Origin of the sequence: Xanthomonas sp. WHRI 6108, assembly GCF_040202385.2 — a bacterium.
In the GTDB taxonomy this organism is placed as follows: domain Bacteria; phylum Pseudomonadota; class Gammaproteobacteria; order Xanthomonadales; family Xanthomonadaceae; genus Xanthomonas; species Xanthomonas arboricola.
In genome coordinates, this window is record NZ_CP168198.1 from 3,422,573 (window position 1) to 3,448,044 (window position 25,472).

Genomic DNA, 25,472 nt, shown 5'->3' on the forward strand with positions numbered 1-25,472 from the left:
GGTGGCGGCGCTGGCACAAAAATCCGCAGAATCGACAGCGCGCATTCAATCAGCCATTGCTAGTTTCACAGGGCGATCTGGCACGCGCTGTCAGTCCCTCTTGAGTAGAGTCCACCCATGAAACGCAGCCTGCTTGTCCTGGCCACTCTGTTTGCCGCCGGCAGCGCGCTTGCCCAGGCCGGCGAGAGCAGTGCCGAGCCGGGGTCGGCGCGGTCGCTGGACCTGAGCGTTCCGCAAGCCCCGGTGCAGTACCGCTCCGACCCGGAATACAGCACCGACCCGCCGGGCACCTTCTACGGCGACAAGAGCGGCCCCAAGCCTGCGCTGAGCCGCCCCAGCGCGGCCTCGCTTGCCGCCGAACGCGCCGAGCAGTGCCAGGGCAAGCTACATGGCGCGGTCGAAACCGGCATGGGCTATTCCAACCGCGGCGGCAACAGCAACTGGCAGGCCGTCAACCTGAATTCCTGCAAGACCTATTACGACGACGACGGCAAGGCGCACCAGATCGGCGTCAGCATCAGCGTCGGACGCGGCGAAGGCGCACTGTTCGGGCCGCGCTACGGCCCCGGCGGCTATGGCCCCGGCCCGTTCGGCTGGTAACCGTACGGCTCCGTCTGCGTTGACAGAGGGTTCACTGCCGCATCGCTGAGAATGTGGCCTGCCTTACGAGACGTGCTCATGTCACAGAACAAGGAACGGCCAGTTGTATTTGTCGTCGAAGATGGCGATGGCACCCGACAACTCAGCTGCCTTGTGCTGGAAAGCTATGGTTTTACCTGCCGTAGCGCAGGCTCGGTCGAAGAAGCGCTGGCCCTGATCGAAAGCGACCCACGCGTGGATGTGCTGTTTTCCGACATCCATTTCCCGGGCGGCCTGACCGGCGTGGACCTGGCGCTCAAGACGGCGCACGCGCCCTACAACCTGCCGGTGCTGCTGACCTCCGGCCTGGCGGTCGAATATGTGGAAGAGATCCTGCCGGACGGCGTGGCCTTCCTCGAAAAGCCCTATACCCCTGAGCAGTTGTTGAGCGCGATCCGCAGCGTGATGGCCAAGCACCGGGTGCTCTCCACCCCGGTCGCATGACGCAGACGGTTGCGACTGGACGGCGACCCACAATCCCGGTATGAAGTGGCGGCCGGCGCGATGCGTCGGCAACGGGGATTGATCACGACACGGTTGTGCCAGGGACGCGGCGCCATGCCCACCTGGCCCGACCATGTCTTACGCCAGGGGACACCATGAAACACCTAGTGACCGCAGCCATTGCCATGGCTGCGTTGAGCGGTTGCGCGACGGTCATGAACGACGCGACCCAGCCCATCCGTGTGGATACCAAGACCGCCGACGGGCACGTCATCGCTGGCGCCGACTGCGCGCTCAGCAACGACAAGGGCCGGTTCACCCTGAAGTCCGGGCAGACCGTGCAGGTACATCGGTCCTCGCGCGATCTGGAGGTCAGCTGCGTGCTGCCCGGTCAGCGCGATGCCGCCGGCCGCTCCATCTCGCGCGCCAACATCGGGATCTGGGGCAACATCCTGATCGGCGGCGCGATTGGCGCCATCGTCGACCACAGCAAAGGGACCGGCTACACCTACCCGAGCTGGATCCAGCTGGTCTTCGGACAGACGCTGAGCTTCGACCGCCACCGCGAGGACCGCGGCCAACCGTTGCAGGGCGACAACGCACAAGGGCGGGCTGTCGCAGCAACCGATTCCAGCGGCGGCAATTCGCCCGGTGGAGCGGTCACGCTGCCGCTGGCAGGCGATGTCGCCCCGCCTGCACCGGCCAGCGCAGCAGCACCAGCCGGCAACGCCGCAGCCACCGTTGCACCTGCAGGCCCGGCGATGTCTACCGAATCGGCCATGACGCGCGCGCAGGGCATCAGCACTGGCCTGAGTTGCGGCGCGGTGCAGGCGCGCAGCGCCACGCGCTTCACCGCCAGTTGCACTGGCGGCAGTACGGTGCAGATCGATTGCGCCGGCTTCCGCTGCAGCGCGAGCTTCCCGTGACCTGACAAGGCTGCGCCCGGGTGCGGGTGCAGCCGGACCGCACGACACTTGTCGGGGATGACCCGACAAGCTGTCGGCGCGGCCCCGATTTACGTGATGCACACCTCATTTAGACTGCAGCCACCGGACGCGAGGCCTGTTGGGCCGCTCAACTCGCGGGGCGCTGAGCACGCCCCTGCCGGGACATTGCCGGCACCGGGCAAGCGGCTCCCACATCGTGGTGAGTTGTTCGTCCATCAGCCTGGCTACGCGCGCTTTACTCGGACAAAGAGTCATTCGCGCAGGCGCAGACGGCTCACTTGGGTTTGCAGTCGAACTGCTCGGTGACACGCCAGCCCTGTGTCCGAGCTCCAACGTCACGAGCTCCAACCTGCAGCTCGATTTGTGCTGATGCTCATCGTGGCTGAGCTCAAGCGCCGGCGTTGCATGCGCATTAAATTGATCACCTGCACAGCGATCTCCAAACGCTGCTGCCCATGCGCTTGTGGCTTGAGATTTATCGGTTTGCGGTTACCGCCAGCACAGCATCATTGCGCCGGTATCTCCACGGCAGCACCGGCAGGCAGATGCCGAGCAAGCGCGCTCGCAGCTATAGCGTGCTCTTGCGCGGATGGCGATGCACCGCTGCTGCCAGGGACGAATGCAGTGTATTTCACGCCATCAAGCAGGCCGCTCGCTAGGCTGATGTCAGTGCAGCACTTGGCTGCGAAGACTTTCAGGAAATTCCCATGGGCGACAATTCGTTTCTGTCACCGGCCTTCGTCATTCTGGTTATCGGCGTGATTGCCGTGGTGTTCTGGCTGGTGACCCGCGCCAAGAAGAAGCGCAACAAGAAGTAAGCAACACAGGAAGCGCGCCAGACATCGGGATGCGACATATCCCGCGCTCGATGCGCACTTACCCTGAGTTGCTGATACCGGGCGCCGGTCCAGGCCGGCCTCTACCTGGCACGGCTAACACACACTACTTCCCGCGTAACAGCGCAGCAGTGCTAACGCTGTCTGGAAAACGAGGCCCCGCAGCGACATCGCTGCGTTCAGGCCGAGCGGCATTTGATGCATGTGCCGTGTCACCAGCACGTGTCACCAGCATCGGCAGACGACCGCGTTGCGGCTAGGCGCGCAGAAAACCGACGCCGATCAAAACCGCTCGCCTGTCGGCAGATAGCGCCACTCACCGATGGCCAGCTTGCCCAGCGATACACGGCCCACGCGCAGGCGTCGGATGCTGACCACCTCCAGCCCCACCTCAGCGCACATGTAACGCAGCTGGCCGGGTTGCACATGCTTGATCGCGAACCGCAGGCGCTCCTCGTTCTGCCAGCTCACCTTGCACGGCGACAGGCTGCGCTGCTGGTACACCAGACCATGCGCAAGCCGCGCCATGCCATACGGGCGCAGCTCACCACGCACCTCCACCAGAAATTCCTGTTCGATCGAGGTCGCATCGGCACTGAGCCTGCGCAGCACGCGGCCGTCCTGGCTCAGCACCAGCAAGCCGCTCGCCTCGTCCTCCAGCGGCAGCGGCGCGTTCAAGCGCAGGAAGTGCCGCTTCAGCACCCGCATTTCGAGCTGGTCCAGTGCGCTGCGCGTTGCCGGCGTGGCCAGTGCCAGCGCCGCTTCGGCGCTCATGCCTGCCGGTTTGTGCAGCAGCAGCGTGGCAGGCTCGGCAGCTGCGAGCACGGCGTCTTCCGCCAGCGTCACCTGCGCTGCAGTGGCCAAGGCTTGCGGCTCTTCGACCACGGCCCCGTCCACACTGACCCAGCCGCCTTCGATGTATTGCTGCGCCTCGCCACGCGAGCAGCCGAACAGCGCGGCCACGCATTTGTCGAGACGGATCGGATCGGACATCGGGCGAGCTCGGTTTCAGGGCACGGCAGTGTACGTGCTGGGTCGATGGATGCGTGAGGCCGGCTTCTGCACCGCCCGACAACATGGGAAACTGGGCGCTCACACAGGAGATTGCAGATGTTCATCAAGTTCGGCACCACCCGGGTCCGCCTCAACCATATCTCCGTCATCAGCGACCCCTTCAATGCAGGCGAAAACTTCGGCTCGTATTGCCACTCGGTCCGGGTCGGCCTGCTCTCCGGCGAGGAAATCTTTGCACGCTTCAATACCGAAAGCGGCGCCGAGCAGCTGCATGCAGAGGTGCTCGCTGCACTGGAAGGTTGAGCGCAAGACCCACAGTGCCGTCACGCGCGTGATGCCTCACGCGCGATGGGCGTTGCCGGCAGAGCAGCCAGCACGTGCGGGCCCGCAAATCGCTCGCGGCAACGTGGGCTTGTCGCACCGCATCACGGCCAATCCAAGCACCTGAGCACTCGGCAGCAATGGCGCCGCCGCTGCTTGAAGACAAGCGCATTGCCGGTATCGCGACACGGGATGAATTGCACCCTGTCCCAGCAACGTCCTTGCCCTGGGTGCATCGCCATCTGTCATTAGAACGTCGGAAAATCGTTCCGCCGTTGGCACGCTTCGATCCAGCCATAACGCAATAAACAAGCAATTTCTGCGCGTATGTCAGGCCGCTGCGGACGGCTGTCGGGAAATTTCTTCCATACGATGAATTCAATATAAGTAATTTCAAATACGAGCCTTTAGCTCGTCGCGATCCGGCCGCTAGCTGGGGCAAGACGCTCTGGTGGATGACCCATTCATCGAGCCCCTCAGTTGCACTACCTGGATGCGGTCATGAATACATATCTGCAACGCCTCAATGTCGGCCGCCGCTTGGGCATGGCCTTTGGCATCTTGATCCTATTGTCGGGCCTGCTTGTGGCCACCGGCCTGGTCACTATGTCCAACGCGCGTTTCGAACTGGACACCATCGTCAACAGCAACATGGAGAGGATCCAGCTGTCCTCGGAAATGCTCGACGCCAACACCAACGTGGCAATCGGCCTGCGCGACATCGTCATGGTCGCTGGCGACGCGGCCAATCGCCGTGCGATGGACATGATCGAGAAGAACCGCGCACGCTACAAGCAGGCACACGACGCCCTGGCCGCACTGCCCAGCAGCGTGCCTGAAAAACAGGCGCTCGACCTGGTGCAGGAAAAGCGCGACATCTCGGTCAAGCTCAATAACCAGATTCTCGAATACGGCCTCCGCGACCAGAACCAGGAAGCGCAGGCCTTGCTGCAAGGCGACGCCGCAGCGGCCATGGATGCGCAGCAGACGGCGATCCGCGAGAACGCTGCACTGGAGCGCCGCCTCAGCAAGGATGCCTATGCGGCCGCGGTTGCATCGATGCATCGAGGGAAGATCACCCTGGCCACCGGCGGCATTGCCGCACTGGTCATCAGCGGCCTGCTCGCGTGGCTGATCACACGCAGCCTGACCCAGCCGCTCAGCCAGGCCACACGCACCGCAGAAGCCATCGCGGCCGGCAATCTGCACAACGATGTGCACACCAACGCCAACGATGAAACCGGCCGTCTGCTCAAGGCCATGGACAAGATGCAGCTGCAGCTGCGCAACCTGATCGCCGCGCAAACCGACATGGCCAGGCATCACGACAACGGCCAGATCAGCTTCCGCATCGATGCGGCAGCATTCCCGGGCGACTATGGGCGCATGGCTAACGACACCAACCTGCTGGTTGCCTCGCACGTGGCAGTGCAGACCGATCTGGCACGCATCATGGGCCGGTATGCGGTTGGCGAACTCTCCGAAGACATGCAGCCGCTGCCCGGCGAAAAGGCCGTTTTCAGCGACACCATGTCGCAGGTCAAGCTCAACCTGTCGGCGATGAACCACGAGATCAAGCATCTCGCCCAGGCCGCCGCCAATGGCGACTTCAGCGCGCGCGGCGATGCCGAGCGCTTCCAGTTCGACTTCCGCATCATGGTCGAAAGCCTCAACCACCTGATGTCCACGGCCGACGGCAATCTGCAGTCGCTGTCGTCGTTGCTACAGTCCATCGCCGCCGGCGACTTGACCGCACGCATGAGCGGTGAATTCCGCGGCGTGTTCGCACAGATGCGCGATGATGCCAACACCACGGCCAGCCAGCTGGCGCAGATCGTCGGCAACATCCAGGAGTCGGCCGTGTCGATCAACTCCGCGGCCAGCGAAATCGCCGCCGGCAACCAGGACCTGTCGCAGCGTACCGAACAGCAGGCGGCCAACCTCGAAGAAACCGCAGCATCGATGGAAGAGCTGACCTCCACCGTCAAGCAGAATGCCGAAAGCGCACGCGAGGCCAACCAGCTGGCGATCGGCGCCGCACGCGTTGCCTCGCAAGGTGGCGACGTGGTCGGCAAGGTGGTGGACACCATGACCGGTATCGAAGCCTCGTCCAGGAAGATTGCCGACATCATCAGCGTCATCGACGGCATCGCCTTCCAGACCAATATCCTGGCCTTGAACGCAGCGGTGGAAGCCGCGCGCGCCGGCGAGCAAGGCCGCGGCTTTGCCGTGGTGGCCTCGGAGGTGCGTACGCTCGCGCAGCGGTCCTCCGGCGCCGCCAAGGAGATCAAGGACCTCATCGACGACTCGGTGCAACGCGTGGCCGAGGGTTCGGCACTGGTGCACAGCGCCGGCAAGACCATGGGCGATGTGGTGGCCAGCGTGCAACGCGTCACCGACATCATGGGCGAGATTTCTGCAGCCTCGCAGGAACAGTCGGCCGGCATCGAGCAGGTCAACCAGACCATCACGCATATGGACGAAACCACCCAGCAGAACGCCGCGCTGGTGGAAGAAGCCACTGCCGCCGCGCGCGCGATGGAAGAGCAGGCGGTGCAGCTCACCGATGCGGTGGCGATCTTCAAGATCGACGCACGCCAGACACGGCAGTCCGCTTCGCGCGTAGCGGCACCGGTCGCACAGCTGCTGAGCAAGGTCCGCAACGCCTGAGCCAGCAGCCGGCACTGCGCCGTCGACCGGGTCGTCGGTGCAGCCATGCTGATGCAACACCGCGGATGTGCCCGCGGCCATTGATGGCATCGCACACGCAGAAAGCGCCCGCCAGGGCGCTTTCTGCGTTTATCCCGCACGCTCACCGGCATTCGGCGCAGACAGCTCAGGCACCCGCAACGCGCGCTCAGTGCCCACAAAATAACCTTCAAAACAAGCACGCAAGCCACTCAAAAGCGCTTGTTTCCGGCGCCATGCCTGGTTACGCTGCGCCGGTCGAAAGAGAGCAGGCCGGATGGTAGCCCGGCCACCGTCTGCAGCGCAGGCGGCATCTTAGCCATCGGTACCCACGACATCCGCAGCCGGCGATGCCGGCACTGCAGGTGTGTCCGTGCGTGCTCTCGTCACCGCTCGGCACGCCTTCTCAATCAGGAAGGATCACCCGTGAATACCAGTAACGACAGTCACGATCTGCATCGCCCAATCAACGATGAGCATGCCAACGTGCATGCTCGCGCATACGCAGGGGCCGCAGACGCAAAGCCATACGACGATGCCTTATCGCACTGGCAACAAGCCCCTCTCGACACGCGCGTGATCTGGCGGCGGCAGCTCATGCTCCAGGGCGGCATGTCGGTGCTGTTGGCAGCCTGGCAGATGCCGCATTCGCCGCGCTGGGAGTGGGAGGCCATCGACCTGCGGCAGGATCGGCACCTATGCGGCGGCAACTGCGATTCATCGCTGGCGGCAATGCGCGCTGCCGATGCCTGGCCGGCACTGTGCGGTGACGAGGTCGCAGTGCTCGCCTAACATCATCCAGCGCGGCAGCGCGTTGAACCGTCTTTCTGCCCCGACGCAGTGCCATGCCGGTACGGCCACGCAACAGCCGGCCCGCCGCGCTAGCGCATGTAGAGACCGGGACGATAGCGTTCCATCAGCGACTGCGGAGCCAGCGGCGGCGTGAAGCCGTAGCGCGCATAGAGACCATGCGCATCGCTGGTGGCCAGGCTGAAACGGCGCAGCCCCTGCAGATCGGGGTGCGCCATGACCGCGTCCATCATTGCCTTGCCATAGCCCTTGCCCTGATGCTCGGGCAACACGAACACATCGCCCAGATAGGCGACGGTTGCATAGTCGGAAACCACCCGCGCAAAGGCCACCTGCCCGCCCTGCAGAAACCCGCCGAAGCACAGCGAGTTGGCGATGGAGCGCTGTACCACCGCAAGCGGGATGTCCCTGGCCCAGCTGCTGTGCTGGGCCAGGTAGCGATGGACCAGCGCAACATCGAGTTCGGAGTGATCGGTGGAAACGCGCAGCGGCGACATGACAACAGCTCCGGCAACAGTGGGCCTCAGGGTAGCGCCTGCGCAGGCAGCAGCAACAGTGCGCACAGCACCAGCATGAATCCTGCGATCACCGCATCCAGCACACGCCATGCGCGCGGATCGCGGAAGGCCGGCTGCAACAAGCGCGCGCCATGGCCCAAAGCGGAAAACCACGCGATGCTGGCCAGGCACGCACCCGACGCGAATGCCCAGCGCAGCTGGCCCGGGTAGCGCGCGGACAGGCTGCCCAGCAGCAGCATCGTATCCAGATAGACATGCGGGTTGAGAAAGGTAAATGCCAGGCACGCCAGCATGGCGCGCTGCCAGCGTTGCGCACCCGCCTGCGACGGCGCCAACCCGCTGGTGCCACGCCAGGCCCTGCGTGCAGCCAGCGCGCCATATGCCGCGAGAAATGCAGCTCCCGCATAGCGAAGTCCCTGCAGCAGCTCCGGCCATTGCGTCACCAGCACGCCGATCCCGGCTACGCCCAGCACGATCAGCGCGATATCGCCGAACGCGCAGATCGCCACCACCAGACCGACATGCTGGCGCTGCAGTCCCTGCCGCAGCACGAATGCATTCTGCGCACCGATGGCGATGATGAGACCTGCGCTGGCGATAAAGCCAGAGATTGCGGCTTGAAGGAACACGAGCACCTCCCGGATCACAGGCGCCAATGCTGGGCGTTCCGCTGCAATTAGGAAAACTAAATCTTCTGTATCCTGCTTAGAACTTCTAATCCCGCCGAACGCCATGGATCTTCTGCATCCGCAACTGGCCGCATTCGCTGCCGTTCTCGAGGAAGGCAGCTTCGACGCCGCTGCGCAGCGGCTGTCGGTGACGCCGTCGGCAATTTCGCAGCGGGTCAAGGCACTGGAAGACCGGCTCGGCCAGGTGCTGGTGATCCGCAAGGCCCCCTGCCGCCCTACCCCGGCCGGTGAACGCCTGCTGCGCCGGGTGAAGCCGATGCAGGTCCTGGAATCCGAAGCGATCGCCGACTTCCTTCCCGGCGACAGCAGCGCCGGGCATCCGCGCACGCTGGCCATCGCCGTCAATGACGACTCGCTGCAGACCTGGTTTCTGGCGGCCCTGTCGGCGCTGCACCGGAAGCACTGCGTTCTTTTCGATGTGCAGATGGACGACCAGGACCACACCCTGGAGCTGTTGCGCTCCGGGGCGGTGCTCGGTGCCGTCACCGCCGAGCGCAAGCCGCTGCAGGGCTGCAATGTGCAGGCGCTGGGAGTGATGCGTTACCACGCCATCGCATCGGCCGCATTCGTTGCAACGCATTTCAAGCAGGGCTTCAGCGCAGCGGCCCTGGCCCACGCACCGATGCTGGTGTTCAACCGAAAGGACACGCTGCAGACCCGCTTTGTCCGCCGCATCACCCGCACACAGGTGGCGCCGCCGATCCACTACCTGCCGACCTCGACCGGTTTCGTGGAAGCGGCAGCACGCGGACTCGGCTGGTGTCTAGCGCCGGAATCGATGGTCGTGCCTGCCGTGCGCAACAGGCAGGTGGTCATCATCGACCCAACACGCTGGCTCGATGTGCCCCTGTACTGGCAATGCGCCGCGGTGCGATCGAGCACTTTGCAGCAGCTCGGCCAGGCCCTGCGCAAGGCCGCGGCTGCAAGCCTGCGCTGAGACCGGCCGTGCCGCACGCGAAACGGGCGGGCAATACCCATGAACGAGCGCGCAACTGCCGGCAGGCTATCGCACCGGATTGGCCTGCAGATGCGGTCGCTACCCTGCCCGCGCACGCTTGGCCCAGCCGCGTTGCCCGGCATCCGGCTGCCGCCGCAGCGACAGCCGGGTCGCCGTGCCACGCCGAGCCTGCTAGCCTTTCCGCCTATTCCGTTGTGATTGCCGATCCGTCATGAAAAAAGCCGTTGTTCTGTTGTCCGGGGGCATGGATTCCGCTGCCGTCATCGCGCTTGCGCAGGAGCAGGGCTTTGCCGTGCATGCCTTGAGCGTGCGCTACGGCCAGCGCCATACCTCCGAGCTGGACGCCGCCGCGCGCGTGGCCGCGGCGCAGGGCGTCATCGCGCACAAGGTGGTGGACGTGGACCTGCGCAGCATCGGCGGCTCGGCGCTCACCGACGACATCGACGTGCCCGATGCCGGTGGCGACGGCATCCCGGTCACCTACGTGCCGGCGCGCAACACCATCATGCTGTCGCTGGCACTGGGCTGGGCCGAGGTGATCGGCGCCAACGACCTGTTCTGCGGCGTCAACGCGGTCGATTATTCGGGTTACCCCGACTGCCGACCCGAATTCGTGCGCGCCTTCGAAGTGCTGGCCAACCTGGCCACCAAGGCAGGCGTGGAAGGCGCCGGCCTGCGCGTGCACGCACCGCTGCAGTTCCTCAGCAAGGCTGACATCGTGCGTGAAGGCGTGCGCCTGGGCGTGGACTTCGGCCTGACCGTGTCCTGCTACCGCGCCGACGCCGACGGACGCGCCTGCGGCCACTGCGACGCCTGCCGCCTGCGTGCCGCCGGTTTCGCCGACGCCGGCGTCGCGGACCCCACCCACTACGCCATTTCGCCTTGACGCCGCTGTAGGGTAGAATGCGCACCCCGGCGCACTGCCGGGACAGTGGGCCGTTAGCTCAGTCGGTAGAGCAGAAGACTTTTAATCTTTTGGTCGATGGTTCGAATCCATCACGGCCCACCAATCAAATCAGCAACTTGAAGAGCGCCGAAGACGCTTTTTTTGTGCCCGCCGGAAAGTTGCCGGGACCTGCATCGCCAGGGATCCTGCGTCACGGCCGCGAAGTCGGATGGCATCCACCATCTGCCGCAACTGGCCCGCCGCCGTCAAAGCCGGCTTCTCCCCTGCAGATCGCGTGTCATCTTGCAGGTCGTGGGCCCGGCGCAGGCGGTCGTGGCGTTCTCGCCAATCATGTGGCTCCCGTCTTCTGGATACGCGATTGCACGCGCCGCGTTCGTCGCGTAGCTCCTGCGGCGCGCGCCTGCTTGCGCAGCCAGCTGAGGACGTCCACTGCAGCGTCCACGCGCATGCAGACATGCAGGTGGCCCAGCACGACGCTCTGCGCATCGCCGCCCGGCAAAATGTCGTCAAAGCCAGTGGCTTCGCAGGCGATCAGGACGGGCGAGGCATCGGGTTGCGCGTCGGAATGCAGCATGGCCAGCACATAGCCCTGCATCATCTCAAAGCTAAGGACGACGCCCGTGCAGACGCGGAACTGTTTGCCCAGGCTCATCGCTGCGGCTCCGTCAACGCGCTATCGACGCTAGCGATTGCATCGGCGCCGGCAAGCGTGAGCGCATGCACAGCCTTACCTGCGACGCCGAGATGGGCATTAGGGCTTCGCCAGGCGGCACGCGTCCCTTCGCGGGCATTGAAGATCGGCCCCACATCATGGACGACCGGGTACGCCACAGACGTGGGTGCTTCATGGGTGTCGTGAGACATGCTGGATTCCTTTTGTGTTCTGGAATCCGCCACCCAGACGCCAATCGGGGTGGCGGACGGTACGCGGTTGGCGTGCCGGCCAAAAGGACCCGGTGGGCCTTGCGGCCCCCGCGCACCGCCCGCCATAAAACTGGCCGGCATGCGCCCGCGACGATGCGGGCGATAAAAAAGCGCCGTGCATCGGTCGATGGGCGCTGGTGCGCCTTTTGGTTCGGGACGCCAATCCCGGTCGCCGATTGTGCGGCGACGTTGGCATACTCGCGCCGCCGCTTGGCGCCTGTCAATGCAGAACGTGCAACGCGGCGGCTTCGGCTGCGAAGAAACGCGGCGAAAGCACTGCCCGCGTAGCCAGCAAAACCTGAAACTCCAGCACATCCCGCCGGACGATCGGCCCGGGGCGCTGCGGCTGCACCCATATGCCACAAGCCCTGGCGGGAGTGGACTGGCGCCGCGGCAAATGCGAATTCACATGCCGCGCCACGTTTCCTATCGTTGTTGGCTCAACGACACGCGAGCGCCATGCCATGACCAACATCGAAAAAGCCGGAACGTTTCTGCTTGGAGACCGCAAGCTCACCCGCATCGGCTACGGCGCAATGCAGCTGGCGGGGCCTGGCGTGTTCGGCCCGCCCAAGGACCGCGAAGGTGCGTTGGCGGTGCTGCGCGAAGCCATCGCGCTGGGCGTCAACCATATCGACACCAGCGATTTCTACGGGCCGCACATCACCAATCAGCTGATCCGCGAGGCACTGCATCCCTACCCGCAGGAATTGACCATCGTCACCAAGATCGGCGCCGCGCGCGGCACGGATGGTTCCTGGCGACCTGCCTTCTCGCCGCAGCAACTGGTCGAGGCGGTGCACGACAATCTGCGCAACCTGGGGCTTGAAGCGCTGGAGGTGGTCAACCTGCGCGTGATGTTCAAGGCACAGGAGCCGGCAGAAGGCTCGATCGCCGAGCAACTGGAGGCCTTGATCAAGCTGCAGCGCGATGGCCTGGTGCGGCACATCGGCATCAGCAACGTCACCGCGACGCAGGTGGCCGAGGCACGCGCCATGACCGACATCGTCTGCGTGCAGAACATGTACAACATCGCGCATCGACACGACGACGAAATCATCGACACGCTCGCGCGCGACGACATCGCCTACGTGCCGTTCTTCCCGCTCGGCGGCTTCTCGCCATTGCAATCGTCCACGCTTGCGGCTGTTGCCCAGCGCCTGGCCGCAACCCCGATGCAGGTGGCACTGGCGTGGTTGCTGCAGCGCTCGCCCAACATCTTGCTGATTCCGGGGACCTCGTCGGTGGCACATCTGCGCGCCAATCTGTTCGCGGCGGAACTGAAACTGCCGGCCGATGCCGTCGAAGAATTGAACAGGATCGCCGCGTAAGCGCAGACGGCTGCCTCCTGGCTCGCCTTGCACGGGGGACCGGAAGCAGCCAACAAAGTGTCGCGGGTGGTCTTCAGGCGGGAGCGGACGGCATGCCAGCAATCGCAGTGGATGCGTGACACACGCCGATTGCGGGCAACCGGCCGCGCCCGCCTTTGAGTGAGCGCGGTCGCTCTAGCGCCCGGGCCTAGCGCTCGGGCTTAGCGCCCCGGCTCATCGTTCCACAGCAGCTTGTGCAGCTGCATCTGGAAGCGCACCGGCAGACGATCGGCCACGATCCAGTCGGCCAGCTCCCGCGGCGTCACTTCGCTCTTGCTGGGCGAAAACCACACCGTGCAGCGGCGGTCCAGCGCATGCGCGGCGACAATCTCGCGCGACCATTCGTAATCGGCGCGGCTGCAGATCACGAACTTGATCTGGTCGCGTGCGGTCAGCAGCGGCAGATTCTCCCAGCGATTGCGCTGTTCCTCGCCGGAGGCGGGCGTCTTGATGTCGACCACGCGCGAGACGCGCGGATCCACGGCCGACACGTCCAATGCACCGGACGTCTCCAGCGAAACATCGAAGCCGGCATCGCACAGTTTCTGCAGCAGCACCAGGCAGCGCTTCTGCGCCAATGGCTCGCCGCCGGTCACGCAGACATGGCGCACGCCGTGGCTGGTCACCTCGGCGACGATTGCATCGATGTCATGCCATTCACCGCCATGGAAGGCGTAGGCGGTGTCGCAGTAATGGCAGCGCAGCGGGCAACCGGTCAAACGCACGAACACGGTCGGCCAGCCGGCGGCCTCGGCTTCGCCCTGCAGGGACAGAAATATTTCGGTGATCTTCAATCGCGGCAACGGCGACTGGACGATCTCGCTGGGGACGGCGGCGGCGTTCATTGGCAAAGTATTCGTCACGCCCGAAGGCGCGCACGCGCGGGCTCAGCGCAGTTGCTGGCCGAGACGGATGGACTGCAGACGTTCCTGTGCCACGCGCGCTGCGTCGGAGCCGGGATACTGCGATGCGACCTGCTGCAAGGTCTGCTGGGCCTGATCGTTCTTGCCTTCGCCATACTGCGACAGGCCAAGCTTCAACAGGCCGCCAGAGGCCTTGTCATGCGTGGGATAGCGGCTGACGAGATCGCGAAACTGCGCCTCGGCCAGCTGGAAATTTCGGGTGGCGTAGTAACTCTCGCCCAGCCAGTACAAGGCATTGGGGGTGTAGACGCCGTTTGGATACAGCTCCAGAAAACTCAGGAACAACTGCGAGGCATCGTCGTACTTGCCGTTCTTCAAGGCATCGAAAGCGACGTTGTAAGCAGTGCGTTCCTCGTTGCTGACGGCCAGGGTGCCTGGGTCGCCATGCACGCTGGGCGGCTTCTCGGAAGTTGCCGCCGCTGCAGGCCGCGCGGCCGGAGCCGGGGCGGGTGTGACGCTGCCGGTGGGAGATGGCAATGGCGGGGTTGCGCCACCTGCACCTTCCAGCCGATTCAGGCGTCCGTCCAGATCCAGATACTGATCCTTGGACTGCTGCTTGAGTTGTTCGTTGTCGTGCTGCAGCTGCTCCACGGTCGCTCGCAAGCCCTGCAGGTCCGAACGCGCCTGCTGCAGCTGGTTGAGGAGATCGTTGTTGGCCTGGCTGTTGGCCTGCTGCTGCTCGAGAACGGCAACACGATCAGCGAGACTGGCTCGCTGCGCGTGTGCCGGCGCGGCGACCACAAGGGCCGCCGCGACGAACAGGGATGTCACTCGAAAGCGCATCGCTTCTTACTGAGCCGTGTACACGATTTCGACGCGACGGTTCTGCGACCAGCAGCTTTCGCTGGTTTCGGTGCAGACCGGACGCTCTTCGCCGTAGCTGACGACGGTCAGCTGGCTGGCGGAACCGCCGGCAGCCTGCAGCGACGACGACACGGCATTGCCGCGACGCTCGCCCAGACCCATGTTGTACTCACGCGAACCGCGCTCGTCAGCATTGCCCTGCAGGGTGATGCGCGAGGAAGGACGGTCACGCAGGTACTTGGCGTGGCACGCCATGATGGCCTGGAATTCCGGCTTCAGGGAGTCCTGATCCAGATCGAAGTAGACGACGCGCTGACGCAGGCAGGCATCGGTATCCAGGTCGCCCGGGCCGTACAGGCCAGAGGTGGACGGGCCGGTGGGAACGGAGGAACCAGCGGTGGTGTCAGTCGCAGGAGGCGGAGTTTCCTTCACCTTCTTCGAACAACCGGCCAGCACGGCAACGGACAACAGGGAGACAAGCAAGACGCGGGTGGACTTGTTCATGGGATACCTATGGAGGCTCTGGGCCAATGAGTGGTTTAACGCAGCGAAATATTAACATTAATGCGCGGTTCGGTAAGGCCCCCACGAAGGTTCTCTCACATCTCCATCCGCCAGAACCAGGCGCTGGCGGACACGAGCGTCGGCGGACACGGCATAGAGCACGCCACGACCACCTTCACGTGCGGCGTACAGCACCATGCTGGCGTTCGGCGCAAAGCTCGGCGACTCGTCCAGCGACCCCGGCGAGAGCGTGCTCCAGCTCGGCGAACCCAGGCTGCGGTCCATCATGGCGATGCGGTAGCTGTTGCCGCTGCCCTGTGCCACGGCGATCTTCTTGCCGTCGAACGAGACGCTGGCGGTGGCGTTGTAGTTGCCCTGGAAGGTCACGCGGTTGGCGCTGCCGCCGCTTGCGGCCACCTGGTAGATCTGCGGGCGACCGCCGCGGTCGGAGGTGAAGTAGATGCTGCCGCCGTCCGGCGCCCAGGTCGGCTCGGTGTCGATGCCGAAGTGATTGGTCAGCTGGGTCAGCTGCTTGCTGCCCAGATCCATGACGTAGATTTCCGGGTTGCCGCTGCGCGACAGTGCCAGCGCCAGGCGGCGGCCGTCCGGCGAGAACGACGGCGCACCGTTGATGCCGCGGAAGCTGGACACCAGCTCACGCGCGCCGGTGGCGATGTCCTGCAGGTAGATCGAGGAATTGCCGCGCTCGAAGCTCACATAGGCCAGCTTCTTGCCGTCCGGGCTCCAGTTCGGCGACAGCAGTGGCTCGGCCGAGCGCACGATGGTCTGCGGGTTGTAGCCGTCCGAGTCGGCCACCATCAGTGCATAGCGCATGGCGCCGCCCTTGCCGCTGGCGGTCACATAGGCGATCCGGGTCCAGAACGCGCCACGCACGCCGGTGATCTTTTCGTAGATCGCGTCGGCCATCTGGTGCGAGACATCGCGCATCGCATTGGCACGTGCGGTCATGGCCAGGCCGAGCAGACGCTCGCCCTTGGCCACGTCGAACAGTTCGTACTCGACGCGGTAAGCGCCTTCGCCGGCATCCATCACGCGGCCGACCACAATGTAGTTCTGCTTGAGCGTACGCCAAGTCTGGAACTGCACCTCGGTGCCGCGGGTCGGCTTCTCGACGATCTGCGCAACCGGCAGCGTGCGGAACTGGCCGGAACGGTCCAGGTCGGCGCCGACGACGGCAGACACATCGGTCTGCGGCGCAGTGCCGGAGCCCTGGTACGGCATGGGCACGACGGTGATCGGCGTCGCCGAAGCGCTACCGCCGACGATATCGATGGTGAGCCCTTGCTGTTGCGCGAGCGCGCTCAGCGGCAACAACAGGGCGGTCAAGGCAGCTAGCCAACGCAGCGGTTTTTTCATGGACGGCTCGGATCGGGCAGGAAAAGTGTGCAAGGGATACCAATCAGCGAGTGAACATACTCGCAATCGTGAACGAGACAGCGTGAAAATGAAGCGAGTGGTCGCCCACTGGGCATTCCGGCGGCCAGCGAGCGAGCTTGCGTGCGGTGGCGCAGCAATACTCACCCGCCGGAACTGCGCCAGGCAGTCGGCCACATCCCGCAAATCTACCTTCCTACGAGGGGCGCAGTGCAGGTCATGCTGCCGCGCCCCGACCATCCAGGATCAGGGGGATGACTAATCCTGGGGGGTGAACACAAACGTCAGGTTGCGCTGGAACACCGACTCGAACCCACGGTACGGCAATGGCTGCGCGCTCAGCACCGCTGCCTCGATCGAGCGCTGGCCGGCCTCGTCGTAAGGGCAACCCGGCGCCACCTTGGCCTCCATCACGGTGCCACCCGGCAACTGGCGGATGTTGATGCTGCATTTCTGGCCCGGCGGCACCGACGGGGGGCGCACCCACTGCGCCAGCACCTTCTGCTGGATCGCCGCGGCGTACTTGGCCGACAGATCGGTGTTGGTACCGCCCTGCCCTGCGGTCGGCTGCGCGGTGGCGGCGGCAGCCGACGAAGCCTGCTGCGCACGCGCGGCGGCGACCTGGCGCAGTTTCTGCTCGGCCAGCGCGGCTTCCTTGGTGGCCTGTTCGCGCTGGCGGCGGATCTCTGCGATCTTCTTTTCGCGTTCGGCATCGGCGGCAGCCTGCTGCGCCGCGGCCTGCTTCTTCTTGGCGTCGGCTTCTTCCTGCTGCTTGGCCAGGCGCAGTTTCTGCTCGGCCTCTTCCTGGCGTTTGCGCTCGGTCAGGTCGATCTGCTCCTGACGGCGCTTGGCCTCCTGTTCCTGCTTGGCCTTTTCCGCCGACAGCGCCAGCGCGTCGACGCGGTCCTGGTCGACCTTGTCCGGCTGCGCGACACGTTCCTGCGCCTGCGCCTGTTGCGGCGTGGGCGCATCCTGCGGACGCGGTTCGGGAATCGGCTGCGGCGGCGGCACGGTGTCTTCCGGCGCCGGTTCGGGCAGCGGTGCCGGCGGTGGCGGCGCCTCCACCGGCGTGGCCTTCAGCGCCTGGCGCGCAACGCGCGCTTCGGCGGCGGACACGTCCAGCGAGGCTTCCATGCTGGGGTCGCCCGCGGCCGGCTCGACCGAGCGTTCGGGCGACCACAGCCAGCCGGCGATGAACACCAGCGCGACCAGCACGTGCACGACCAGGGCCAGCACGACTGGCCGCAGCCAGCCATCCTCGCGCGCCGTCTGAGTGGGGAGTGCGTCAGCGTGCATCGCTGCCTGCAGTGCCGCCGGAGTCGGAGATCAGGCCGACCTTCTCGACCTTGGCCTGCTTGAGCACGTCGATGGCGTCCATGATCTTTTGATACGGCGCGGCACGATCGCCGGCCACGACCACGCGCGCGTCCTTGTCCTGCGCCACGATGGCGGCCAGTTGCGCCTGCAGCGCCGCTACGTCCATCGCCTGCGGCTTGCCCTTGGGCAGCTGCAGTGCGAGCTGGCCGTCGGCGGCCACCACCACCACCACCGGATCCTGCTTGCTCTCCAGCGCCTTGGCGCGCGAGCTGGGCAGGTTGACGTCGGTGCTCAGGGTCAGCAGCGGCGCGGTCACCATGAAGATGATCAGCAGCACCAGCATCACGTCGATATACGGCACGACGTTGATGTCGGATTTGAGCTTGCGCTTCTTACGGCGGGAAATACCGGAAATCATCGCGGAACGTTCCTATTGATCCCCCGCACATGGATGTGCGGGCTCTTGCGAGGGACTCGCCCATCCAATCCATCGCACATGCGTGTGCGCGCTGTCGCGAGGGGCTTGCCTGTCCAATCCCTGCGCCACGCCAGACGCGCATGTGCGAACGCCACACCTGCCACGTCCACGCAGCGGGATGTGCGTGCCGTGACGGGGCATTCGCCTGGCTGCCGGCTGTCGCAGGGCACGCGCATTACTCGTCCGCGCCGGCCTGGCGCTGCAGGATCGAGCTGAACTCGTCGGCGAAGGTCTCGTAGCGCACCGACAGCCGTTCCACGCGGGTGGTGAAGCGGTTGTAGGCCCACACCGCCGGGATCGCCACGAACAGGCCGATGGCGGTGGCGAACAGCGCTTCGGAAATACCCGGTGCGACCGCAGCGATACCGGCCTGCTCGCCGCTGCTGACCATGTCGTGCATGGTTACCATGATGCCGAACACGGTGCCGACCAGGCCGACGTACGGCGCGGTGGAACCGATGTTGGCCAGCAATTCAAGATTGCGCTCGAGCTGGTCGACTTCGCGGGTGAAGGCGGTGCGCATGGCGCGCTGCGCGCCTTCCAGTTGCACCCGCCCGTCCAGCCGGCGGCGGTCGCGCAGCCGCGAGAACTCGCGGAAGCCGCTCTCGAACATCGACTCCAGGCCGCCGACGGTGCGGTTACGGTCGGTGGCCGACGCGTAGAGCTTGGCCAGATCGGCGCCGGACCAGAAGCGGTTTTCGAACTCGTCCGCCTCGCGGTTGGCCTGCTTGAAGGCGCGCGCCTTGCGGAAAATGATCACCCAGCTGATGAACGAGCCGATCAGCAGCAGCAACACGATGATCTTGACCGGGATACTCGCCCGCAGGATCAGATCGACATAGTTGATGCTGCTGTTGTGCGCCACGCTGGCGGTCTGTGCCGCAGCGGCGGCAACGTCCTGCGGTAGTGCTTCCACTACCGTGTCCTGCAGGGCCAGGAGCAATGCAATCGACATCCGTTTGTTCCTCAATAATCGGATTCTGGGGTTTCTAGAGCTTTCAACACGTCATACAGCGCATCGTCCATCCCGCGTGGGCGGAAGTCGCTGGTGCCGAGTGCGGCAATGCGCACCTCGGCGGTCAGCAGCACTTCGCCCTCGCGACGTACCGACTGCGCAAACAGCAGGCTGGCCCGTTTGCATCGCAGCAGTACCGCCGACACTGACAGCGCGTCGTCGAGCCGGGCCGGCTTGAGGAAATCCAGTTGCATCGAGCGGACCGCGAACACCAGATCGTGCTTCTGGCGCATGCGCTCCTGCCCGTAGCCGAGTGCGCGCATCCACTCCGTGCGCGCCCGTTCCATGAAAGCGACGTAGCGCGCATGGTAGACCACGCCCCCGGCGTCGGTATCTTCCCAGTACACGCGTGTCGGCCAACTGAATACAGGCGGGGATTGGGGAATCGGGAGTCGGGAATCGGCGGTCATGGGCACGGATTGTTGGTCGAGACGGCCTGGGCGCGCGATGAACGGAGCATCATCAGAACAGCTCTCCCGGCTCGCCGAATCCTGGCGCGCGGTCCCGTGGCGGTTTCAGCCCCAGGTGCGTGTAGGCCTTGTGGGTGGCCATGCGGCCGCGCGCGGTGCGGATCAAAAAGCCCTGCTGGATCAGGTAGGGCTCGATCACGTCTTCCAGCGTGCCGCGCTCTTCCGACAGCGAGGCGGCCAGCGACTCCACCCCGACCGGGCCGCCGTCGAAATGATCGACGATGGTGCGCAACATGCGGCGGTCGAGCTCGTCGAAGCCTTCCGGGTCGACCTTGAGCATCTGCATCGCCGCCTGCGCCACCGGCAGGTCGATATGCCCCGCCGCCTTGACTTGGGCAAAGTCGCGCACCCGCCGCAGCAGCCGGTTGGCGATACGCGGGGTGCCGCGCGCACGGCGGGCGATCTCGGCCGCGCCCTCGGGCGTGCAGTCGATGCCCAGGATCGCCGCCGAGCGGATCACGATGCGGGTCAGTTCCTGCGGCGAATAGAACTCCAGCCGCTGCACGATGCCGAAGCGGTCGCGCAGCGGCGCGGTCAGCAGGCCGGCACGGGTGGTGGCACCGATCAGGGTGAACGGCGGCAGATCGATCTTGATCGAGCGCGCGGCCGGGCCGTCGCCGATCATGATGTCGATCTGGAAATCCTCCATCGCCGGATACAGCACTTCCTCCACCACCGGCGAGAGGCGATGGATCTCGTCGATGAACAGCACATCGTGCGGCTGCAGGTTGGTCAGCAGCGCGGCCAGATCGCCGGCCTTCTCGATCACCGGGCCGGAGGTCGAGCGCAGGTTCACGCCCAGCTCGTTGGCGATGACATGACTGAGCGTGGTCTTGCCCAGACCGGGCGGCCCGAAGATCAGCACATGGTCCATCGCCTCGCCGCGCGCCTTGGCCGCTTCGATGTAGATCTCCATCTGCTCGCGCACCGGCTGCTGGCCCAGATAATCGGCAAGGCGCTTGGGGCGGATGCTCGCATCGGCGGCATCGTCTTCGCGGGTGGCACTGCTGGCGATGATGCGCTGTTCGGTCATCCCGCCATCTTCGCATGCCGCGTGCGGGCGGCGCAGCATCTAGCAATCAAGATCGGCCTGCCGCAGCACACTGAAGAACGCGTCGAAGCTGGGTGCGCGCCAGGTGGGGACCAGCCCCTCCCAGCGATCGAAATACACCACGTCCGGCTCGCACTGCGGGCCGCGCGCGCGATAGTCCAGGCACAACAGACAGTCAATGTTATGGCTTGACAGCACCAGCACCCGATCCAGGCCGGCGTGCAGGCAGGCCGCCGCGCTGAAGTCGTCGGGGTCTTCGAAGGCAGCGGCCAGATCCAGCAGGCTGCCGATCTTCGCCAGCGGCGACAGATACCGATCCACCAGCACGCATTCCCAATCCACGTAAAGATCGGAGGGAAAGCGGGTCCGCGGCACCCAGCACCAGCCGGTGTCGCCGCCGTCCTGGGCACTGTAGAGCTGCTTGAACAACGCCGGCAGGCGCACGCCCAGGCGCGCTTCGGTGGCAGCCAACACAGAGGCGTCCGCAGCGGCCCCGCCGTCGTTCCAGTACCCGGCACCGCTCCAGAACGTGGTCAACGCGGGCGGCTGCGGCTGCCAACGCACCACATCCCCATCGTGCTTGGCCTGCAGGGCGGGCGACCAGTAGTGGACATCGACCAACTGCGACAGCAGAGCGTCCACGTTGGCGAACTCCGCCAGCCTGCGATTATTGCCTGCGTCGACATAGACCACGGTGGGCTCAACATCGGATGCGGAGTAGTCCAGGCACAGCGCGCGGCTGGGCGTGCGGTCATCGGCGGCAATGACGATCAGGCGGCCGTCATCGCTACCGGCAGCCAGACCGGCAAATGCGTCATCGCGGTAGTCCTCGCGAGCGCGCACCTGTGCGAAGGAAAACAATTCCGCACTGCCAAGCAGGCGTGCACGCGGGATCAGCCATTCGGCCTTAAGCCAGTTGTCCGGTTCCTCAAGCGACTGGCCACGCGCCATCTGCACAGCGCCGCCGTCATAGCGTGCATACAGGCTGCGCAGCCACGCCGGCAGACGTACACCGAGCCGCGCCTGCGCCGCTGCGATGGCGGCCTCGCTCGCCGGCACGCGCCCGAGGTTGAGCGCTTCGTCCCAGAAGGTGGCCAGGCTCGGCGAACGACCGTAGATCATCCACTTGAGCGCTGCCATGCTCAGATCTCCACTTGCGCGCCCAGCTCGACCAGGCGGTTGCCGGGGATGCGGAAGAAGCCGGTGGCCGGGGCGGCGTTGCGATGCATCAGCGCGAACAGCTTGTCGCGCCAGATCGGCATGCCGCGGTTGGCGCTGGCCACGATGGTCTCGCGGCTGGCGAAGAAGGTGGTGTCCATCGGGTCGAAATGGATGCCGCCCTGGTCACAGGAACGCATCAGCGCCAGCGGCACGTCCGGCGTTTCCATGAAGCCGAAGCGCACATAGACGCGGTAGAACTCGTCGCCGATCGATTCGATCTGCAGGCGCTTGTCCGCCGGCGCGTACGGGATCGGCAAGGTGTCGACGTTGAGGAAGATGTTGCGCTCGTGCAGCACCTTGTTGTGCTTGAGGTTGTGCATCAGCGCATGCGGCACCACCATCGGGTCGGCGGTGAGGAACACCGCCATGCCCGGCACGCGCGCCGGCGGGGCGAGCATCAGGCCCGGCAGGAAGCTGTCGATGCGGATGCCGTCCTTGCGGATTTCCTCGCGCAGCAGCGCGCGACCGCGGCGCCAGGTGCGCATCAGGGTGAACACCACGATGCCCAGCGCCAGCGGGAACCAGGCACCCTGCAACAGCTTGGCGCCGTTGGCGATGACGAAGGCCAGCTCGATGAAGAAGAACACCACGCACAGCGGCAGCACCCAGTTGCGCCAGCGCGGCCACAACGAGCGCGCCACCAGCGCCAGCAGCAGGGTATCGATCAGCATGGTCATCGACACCGAGATACCGTAGGCCACCGCCAGATTGGTGGAACTGCGGAAGATCAGCACCAGCGCGATCACCATCACCATCAGCAGCCAGTTGATGCCGGGCACGTAGATCTGGCCGATGGTGGTGCGCGAGGTGTGCTTGATCAGCATGCGCGGGATGTAGCCCAGCTGCATCGCCTGGCGGGCCACCGAATAGGCGCCGGTGATGACCGCCTGCGACGCGATCACGGCCGCCAGCGTGGCCAGGATGATCATCGGATACAGCGCCCAGCCCGGCACCGCTTCGAAGAACGGGTTCTTCAGTGCGGAGGGGTGATTGAGCACCAGCGCGCCCTGCCCCAGGTAGTTGAGCAGCAGCATCGGCAACACGAAGAAATACCAGCCATGGCGGATCGGCTTGGCGCCGAAGTGGCCCATGTCCGCATACAGCGCTTCACCGCCGGTCACCGCCAGCACCACTGCGCCCAGGATGAACACCCCGTGCCAGCCGTGCTCCATGAAGAAGCGGATCGCCCACCAGGGGTTGAAGGCCTTCATCACTTCCGGCGCGTCGACGATGTTCCAGGCGCCGATCGCCCCCAGCGACAGGAACCACAGGCAGGTGATCGGGCCGAACACCTTGCCGACCTTTTCGGTGCCGAAGCGCTGCACCATGAACACCACCAGCAGCACGATCACGGTGATCGGCACGATGAAGGGATGCAGGCTGGGCGCGGCGATTTCCAGGCCTTCGACCGCGCCCATCACCGAGATGGCCGGGGTGATCACGCCATCGCCGAAGAACAGCGAGGCGCCGAAGATGCCGAGAATGCCGACCACGTACGCCGAGCGCGACCCGCTGCGCAGGGTGCGCTGGGTCAGCGCCATCAAGGCCATGATGCCGCCCTCGCCCTCGTTGTCGGCGCGCATGATGATGGTGACGTACTTGAGCGTCACCGTGACCATCAGCGCCCAGAACGCCAGCGACAGCACGCCCAGCACGGTGTCGTGGTCGCTGGTCAGCCCGTAGTGCGGCGAGAACGCCTCCTTGAGGGTGTACAGCGGACTGGTACCGATATCGCCGAAGACGACGCCGATGGCGCCGATGACCAAGGCCATATGGCTATTGGCAGGCGCATGGCCGTGGCCAGCTGCGGAAGTGGGGGTCTGGGACATGAAGTGGGCAGGGTATCGCCAAGTGGCGTGAAGGAGAGGAGGACGGCGCGACCTAACGCAGCGCGGCCTGGAGGGCCTTGCGAATGACCGTGGCGACTTCGTCGCCTTCTGCCCCGGCCTCGCGTGCCATGCGTGCGGCCTCGGCCGGCTTGTAACCCAGTTGCTGCAAGGCCACCGTGGCTTCGGACACCGCATCCGGGCCAAGCTGGCCGGTGATCGGCGCGCCACTGCTGAAGTCAGCGGCGCGGTCGCGCAGCTCCACCACCATACGCTCGGCGGTCTTCTTGCCGATGCCGGGGATGCGGGTCAGCGCGGTGATGTCGCCGCTGGTGATCAGGCGGGCGAACTCGTCCACGCTGACCCCGGACAGTACCGCCAGCGCGATCTTGGCGCCGATGCCGGTGACCTTCTGCACGTCGCGGAACAGCCTGCGCTCGCCTTCGCGCAGGAATCCGTACAGCGACACGCTGTCTTCCTTCTGCGCGTAGTGGGTGAACAGGATCACGTCGCGGCCGACATCGGGCAGGTCGTAGAAGGTGCTCATCGGCGCCTCCAGCTCATACCCCACCCCACCGACATCGATCACCAGCCACGGCGGCTGCTTGTAGGCCAGCAGCCCGCGCAGGCGGCCGATCATTGGGCACCTCCAAGGAGATGCCGGGATTGGGCATTGGGGATTGGGGATTGGTTAGTTCCCTCGCGGCCGTTGACAACGGCCGCGTACAGCCCGATCAGCTCAGCGCGAACGGACCTGCCGTTGCCAATCCCCAATCCCGACTCCCGACTCCCGATTCTCATTTCTTGCGGCTCCAGGCCTGTTGGGTATTGACGCCCAGGCGCTGCGCGGTGGCGCGCACGTGGGCGTGAGTGATGGCGACCGCCAGTGCGTCGGCGGCGTCGGCCTGCAGCTTGCCTTTCAGGTTGAGCATGATGCCGACCATGTGCTGCACCTGCACCTTGTCCGCCCCGCCCTTGCCGACCAGCGCCAGCTTGATCTCGGTGGCAGCGTACTCGTGCACCGGCAGATCGCGCAGCACCACTGCGCAGATCGCCGCGCCGCGCGCGTGGCCCAGCTTGAGCGCGGAATCGGCGCTCTTGCCCATGAACACCTTCTCGATCGCCACTTCCTGTGGCCGGTAGGTCTCGATCACCTCGCCCAGCCCGTGCAGCAGGCGCTTGAGCCGCTGCGCGAAGTCGCCCTCGCCCAGCAGCACCAGCGGCGCATGATAGACATGCCGGCTGCGACCGCTCTCGTCGACGTCGATGATGCCGAGCCCGGTGCGCTGGGAGCCGGGATCGATGCCGAGGATGCGGGTCATTGAAACGCCGGGATTGGGGATTCGGGATTCGGGATTGGTGACGCACCTGCCGTGCGGCGATCGCATTGCTGTTGCGAATCC

27 protein-coding genes and 1 tRNA gene are annotated in these 25,472 nt (G+C 65.4%); 10 read left to right on the forward strand and 18 right to left on the reverse strand.

The annotated features are described in order from the left end of the window. Positions 1 to 117 precede the first annotated feature (117 nt). The 3 genes from ABQ039_RS14410 (at position 118) to ABQ039_RS14420 (ending at position 2,009) form a co-directional block, all read left to right on the forward strand. Positions 118 to 600, forward strand: coding sequence for a hypothetical protein (locus tag ABQ039_RS14410; RefSeq protein WP_046343838.1), 483 nt, complete (start codon positions 118 to 120; stop codon positions 598 to 600). A 78-nt stretch (positions 601 to 678) separates the two neighbouring features. Further along, positions 679 to 1,083 (forward strand): response regulator, encoded by a 405-nt coding sequence (locus ABQ039_RS14415; RefSeq protein ID WP_024939936.1) that lies wholly within the window; start codon positions 679 to 681, stop codon positions 1,081 to 1,083. A 320-nt stretch (positions 1,084 to 1,403) separates the two neighbouring features. Then, positions 1,404 to 2,009, forward strand: coding sequence for a hypothetical protein (locus ABQ039_RS14420; protein ID WP_046346024.1), 606 nt, complete (start codon positions 1,404 to 1,406; stop codon positions 2,007 to 2,009). Between the two features lie 1,139 nt (positions 2,010 to 3,148). On the opposite strand, the gene ABQ039_RS14425 is transcribed toward ABQ039_RS14420, so the two are convergent. Further along, on the reverse strand, positions 3,149 to 3,859 hold the full coding sequence (locus tag ABQ039_RS14425; RefSeq protein ID WP_016904347.1) for an rRNA pseudouridine synthase: 711 nt from the start codon (positions 3,857 to 3,859) through the stop codon (positions 3,149 to 3,151). Between the two features lie 117 nt (positions 3,860 to 3,976). On the opposite strand from ABQ039_RS14425, the gene ABQ039_RS14430 reads away from it, so the two are divergent. From ABQ039_RS14430 to ABQ039_RS14440, 3 genes are all read left to right on the forward strand, one after another. Continuing rightward, on the forward strand, positions 3,977 to 4,183 hold the full coding sequence (locus tag ABQ039_RS14430; protein ID WP_016904346.1) for a hypothetical protein: 207 nt from the start codon (positions 3,977 to 3,979) through the stop codon (positions 4,181 to 4,183). 519 nt (positions 4,184 to 4,702) lie between these two features. After that, complete coding sequence (locus ABQ039_RS14435) at positions 4,703 to 6,871, forward strand: methyl-accepting chemotaxis protein (protein WP_349778004.1); 2,169 nt, start codon at positions 4,703 to 4,705, stop codon at positions 6,869 to 6,871. A 444-nt stretch (positions 6,872 to 7,315) separates the two neighbouring features. Then, a complete protein-coding gene (locus tag ABQ039_RS14440; protein ID WP_184550851.1) occupies positions 7,316 to 7,681 on the forward strand; it encodes a hypothetical protein in 366 nt (121 codons plus the stop codon). A gap of 89 nt (positions 7,682 to 7,770) precedes the next feature. Here the strand turns inward: ABQ039_RS14440 and ABQ039_RS14445 are convergent, their stop codons facing one another. Next, positions 7,771 to 8,196, reverse strand: coding sequence for a GNAT family N-acetyltransferase (locus tag ABQ039_RS14445; protein ID WP_184550849.1), 426 nt, complete (start codon positions 8,194 to 8,196; stop codon positions 7,771 to 7,773). Positions 8,197 to 8,222: 26 nt separating this feature from the next. After that, the gene (locus ABQ039_RS14450) at positions 8,223 to 8,873 is read right to left on the reverse strand and encodes a LysE/ArgO family amino acid transporter (protein WP_221239046.1); all 651 of its coding nucleotides are present in this window, start codon (positions 8,871 to 8,873) and stop codon (positions 8,223 to 8,225) included. 76 nt (positions 8,874 to 8,949) lie between these two features. Here ABQ039_RS14450 and ABQ039_RS14455 point away from each other — a divergent pair, with 76 nt between their 5' ends. From ABQ039_RS14455 to ABQ039_RS14465, 3 genes are all read left to right on the forward strand, one after another. Beyond that, entirely contained in the window at positions 8,950 to 9,843 is an 894-nt protein-coding gene (locus ABQ039_RS14455) for a LysR family transcriptional regulator ArgP (RefSeq protein ID WP_349778003.1), read from the forward strand. 232 nt (positions 9,844 to 10,075) lie between these two features. After that, a complete protein-coding gene (gene queC / locus ABQ039_RS14460; protein ID WP_039519526.1) occupies positions 10,076 to 10,750 on the forward strand; it encodes a 7-cyano-7-deazaguanine synthase QueC in 675 nt (224 codons plus the stop codon). A 47-nt stretch (positions 10,751 to 10,797) separates the two neighbouring features. Beyond that, positions 10,798 to 10,873, forward strand: a tRNA-Lys gene (locus tag ABQ039_RS14465). A gap of 226 nt (positions 10,874 to 11,099) precedes the next feature. Here the strand turns inward: ABQ039_RS14465 and ABQ039_RS14470 are convergent. Together ABQ039_RS14470 and ABQ039_RS14475 are read right to left on the reverse strand one after the other, a co-directional pair. Further along, positions 11,100 to 11,423 (reverse strand): hypothetical protein, encoded by a 324-nt coding sequence (locus tag ABQ039_RS14470; protein WP_184608781.1) that lies wholly within the window; start codon positions 11,421 to 11,423, stop codon positions 11,100 to 11,102. Continuing rightward, entirely contained in the window at positions 11,420 to 11,635 is a 216-nt protein-coding gene (locus ABQ039_RS14475) for a hypothetical protein (protein ID WP_184577646.1), read from the reverse strand. The genes ABQ039_RS14470 and ABQ039_RS14475 overlap by 4 nt, the downstream gene beginning before the upstream one ends. A gap of 524 nt (positions 11,636 to 12,159) precedes the next feature. Here ABQ039_RS14475 and ABQ039_RS14480 point away from each other — a divergent pair. Then, the gene (locus ABQ039_RS14480) at positions 12,160 to 13,026 is read left to right on the forward strand and encodes an aldo/keto reductase family oxidoreductase (protein WP_184608779.1); all 867 of its coding nucleotides are present in this window, start codon (positions 12,160 to 12,162) and stop codon (positions 13,024 to 13,026) included. A 200-nt stretch (positions 13,027 to 13,226) separates the two neighbouring features. Here the strand turns inward: ABQ039_RS14480 and queE are convergent, their stop codons facing one another. From queE to ruvC, 13 genes are all read right to left on the reverse strand, one after another. Further along, positions 13,227 to 13,910: a 7-carboxy-7-deazaguanine synthase QueE gene (queE, locus tag ABQ039_RS14485; protein WP_184608776.1), complete on the reverse strand. Its 684-nt coding sequence runs from the start codon at positions 13,908 to 13,910 to the stop codon at positions 13,227 to 13,229. Between the two features lie 42 nt (positions 13,911 to 13,952). Further along, complete coding sequence (gene ybgF / locus ABQ039_RS14490) at positions 13,953 to 14,771, reverse strand: tol-pal system protein YbgF (RefSeq protein WP_024939947.1); 819 nt, start codon at positions 14,769 to 14,771, stop codon at positions 13,953 to 13,955. 6 nt (positions 14,772 to 14,777) lie between these two features. Further along, positions 14,778 to 15,296: a peptidoglycan-associated lipoprotein Pal gene (gene pal / locus ABQ039_RS14495; protein WP_016904129.1), complete on the reverse strand. Its 519-nt coding sequence runs from the start codon at positions 15,294 to 15,296 to the stop codon at positions 14,778 to 14,780. Positions 15,297 to 15,353: 57 nt separating this feature from the next. Next, the gene (gene tolB, locus ABQ039_RS14500) at positions 15,354 to 16,673 is read right to left on the reverse strand and encodes a Tol-Pal system beta propeller repeat protein TolB (RefSeq protein WP_024939948.1); all 1,320 of its coding nucleotides are present in this window, start codon (positions 16,671 to 16,673) and stop codon (positions 15,354 to 15,356) included. A gap of 276 nt (positions 16,674 to 16,949) precedes the next feature. Then, positions 16,950 to 17,987 carry a cell envelope integrity protein TolA gene (tolA, locus tag ABQ039_RS14505; RefSeq protein WP_046343846.1) on the reverse strand — a complete coding sequence of 346 codons (1,038 nt, stop codon included), beginning with the start codon at positions 17,985 to 17,987 and terminating at the stop codon, positions 16,950 to 16,952. Beyond that, positions 17,977 to 18,426 carry a protein TolR gene (gene tolR / locus ABQ039_RS14510; protein WP_016904126.1) on the reverse strand — a complete coding sequence of 150 codons (450 nt, stop codon included), beginning with the start codon at positions 18,424 to 18,426 and terminating at the stop codon, positions 17,977 to 17,979. The genes tolA and tolR overlap by 11 nt, the downstream gene beginning before the upstream one ends. A 235-nt stretch (positions 18,427 to 18,661) precedes the next feature. After that, positions 18,662 to 19,441 carry a protein TolQ gene (gene tolQ, locus ABQ039_RS14515; protein ID WP_016904125.1) on the reverse strand — a complete coding sequence of 260 codons (780 nt, stop codon included), beginning with the start codon at positions 19,439 to 19,441 and terminating at the stop codon, positions 18,662 to 18,664. Between the two features lie 11 nt (positions 19,442 to 19,452). Next, positions 19,453 to 19,911 (reverse strand): tol-pal system-associated acyl-CoA thioesterase, encoded by a 459-nt coding sequence (gene ybgC / locus ABQ039_RS14520; protein ID WP_184608774.1) that lies wholly within the window; start codon positions 19,909 to 19,911, stop codon positions 19,453 to 19,455. A gap of 52 nt (positions 19,912 to 19,963) precedes the next feature. Continuing rightward, positions 19,964 to 21,004: a Holliday junction branch migration DNA helicase RuvB gene (ruvB, locus tag ABQ039_RS14525; protein ID WP_104609133.1), complete on the reverse strand. Its 1,041-nt coding sequence runs from the start codon at positions 21,002 to 21,004 to the stop codon at positions 19,964 to 19,966. Between the two features lie 39 nt (positions 21,005 to 21,043). Next, a complete protein-coding gene (locus tag ABQ039_RS14530) occupies positions 21,044 to 22,162 on the reverse strand; it encodes an SMI1/KNR4 family protein (protein ID WP_184608771.1) in 1,119 nt (372 codons plus the stop codon). A gap of 2 nt (positions 22,163 to 22,164) precedes the next feature. After that, the gene (locus tag ABQ039_RS14535) at positions 22,165 to 24,072 is read right to left on the reverse strand and encodes a potassium transporter Kup (protein ID WP_026064726.1); all 1,908 of its coding nucleotides are present in this window, start codon (positions 24,070 to 24,072) and stop codon (positions 22,165 to 22,167) included. A 52-nt stretch (positions 24,073 to 24,124) separates the two neighbouring features. Then, positions 24,125 to 24,709 carry a Holliday junction branch migration protein RuvA gene (gene ruvA / locus ABQ039_RS14540; RefSeq protein ID WP_016904121.1) on the reverse strand — a complete coding sequence of 195 codons (585 nt, stop codon included), beginning with the start codon at positions 24,707 to 24,709 and terminating at the stop codon, positions 24,125 to 24,127. Between the two features lie 157 nt (positions 24,710 to 24,866). After that, positions 24,867 to 25,391 carry a crossover junction endodeoxyribonuclease RuvC gene (gene ruvC, locus ABQ039_RS14545; protein WP_016904120.1) on the reverse strand — a complete coding sequence of 175 codons (525 nt, stop codon included), beginning with the start codon at positions 25,389 to 25,391 and terminating at the stop codon, positions 24,867 to 24,869. Positions 25,392 to 25,472: the final 81 nt, after the last annotated feature.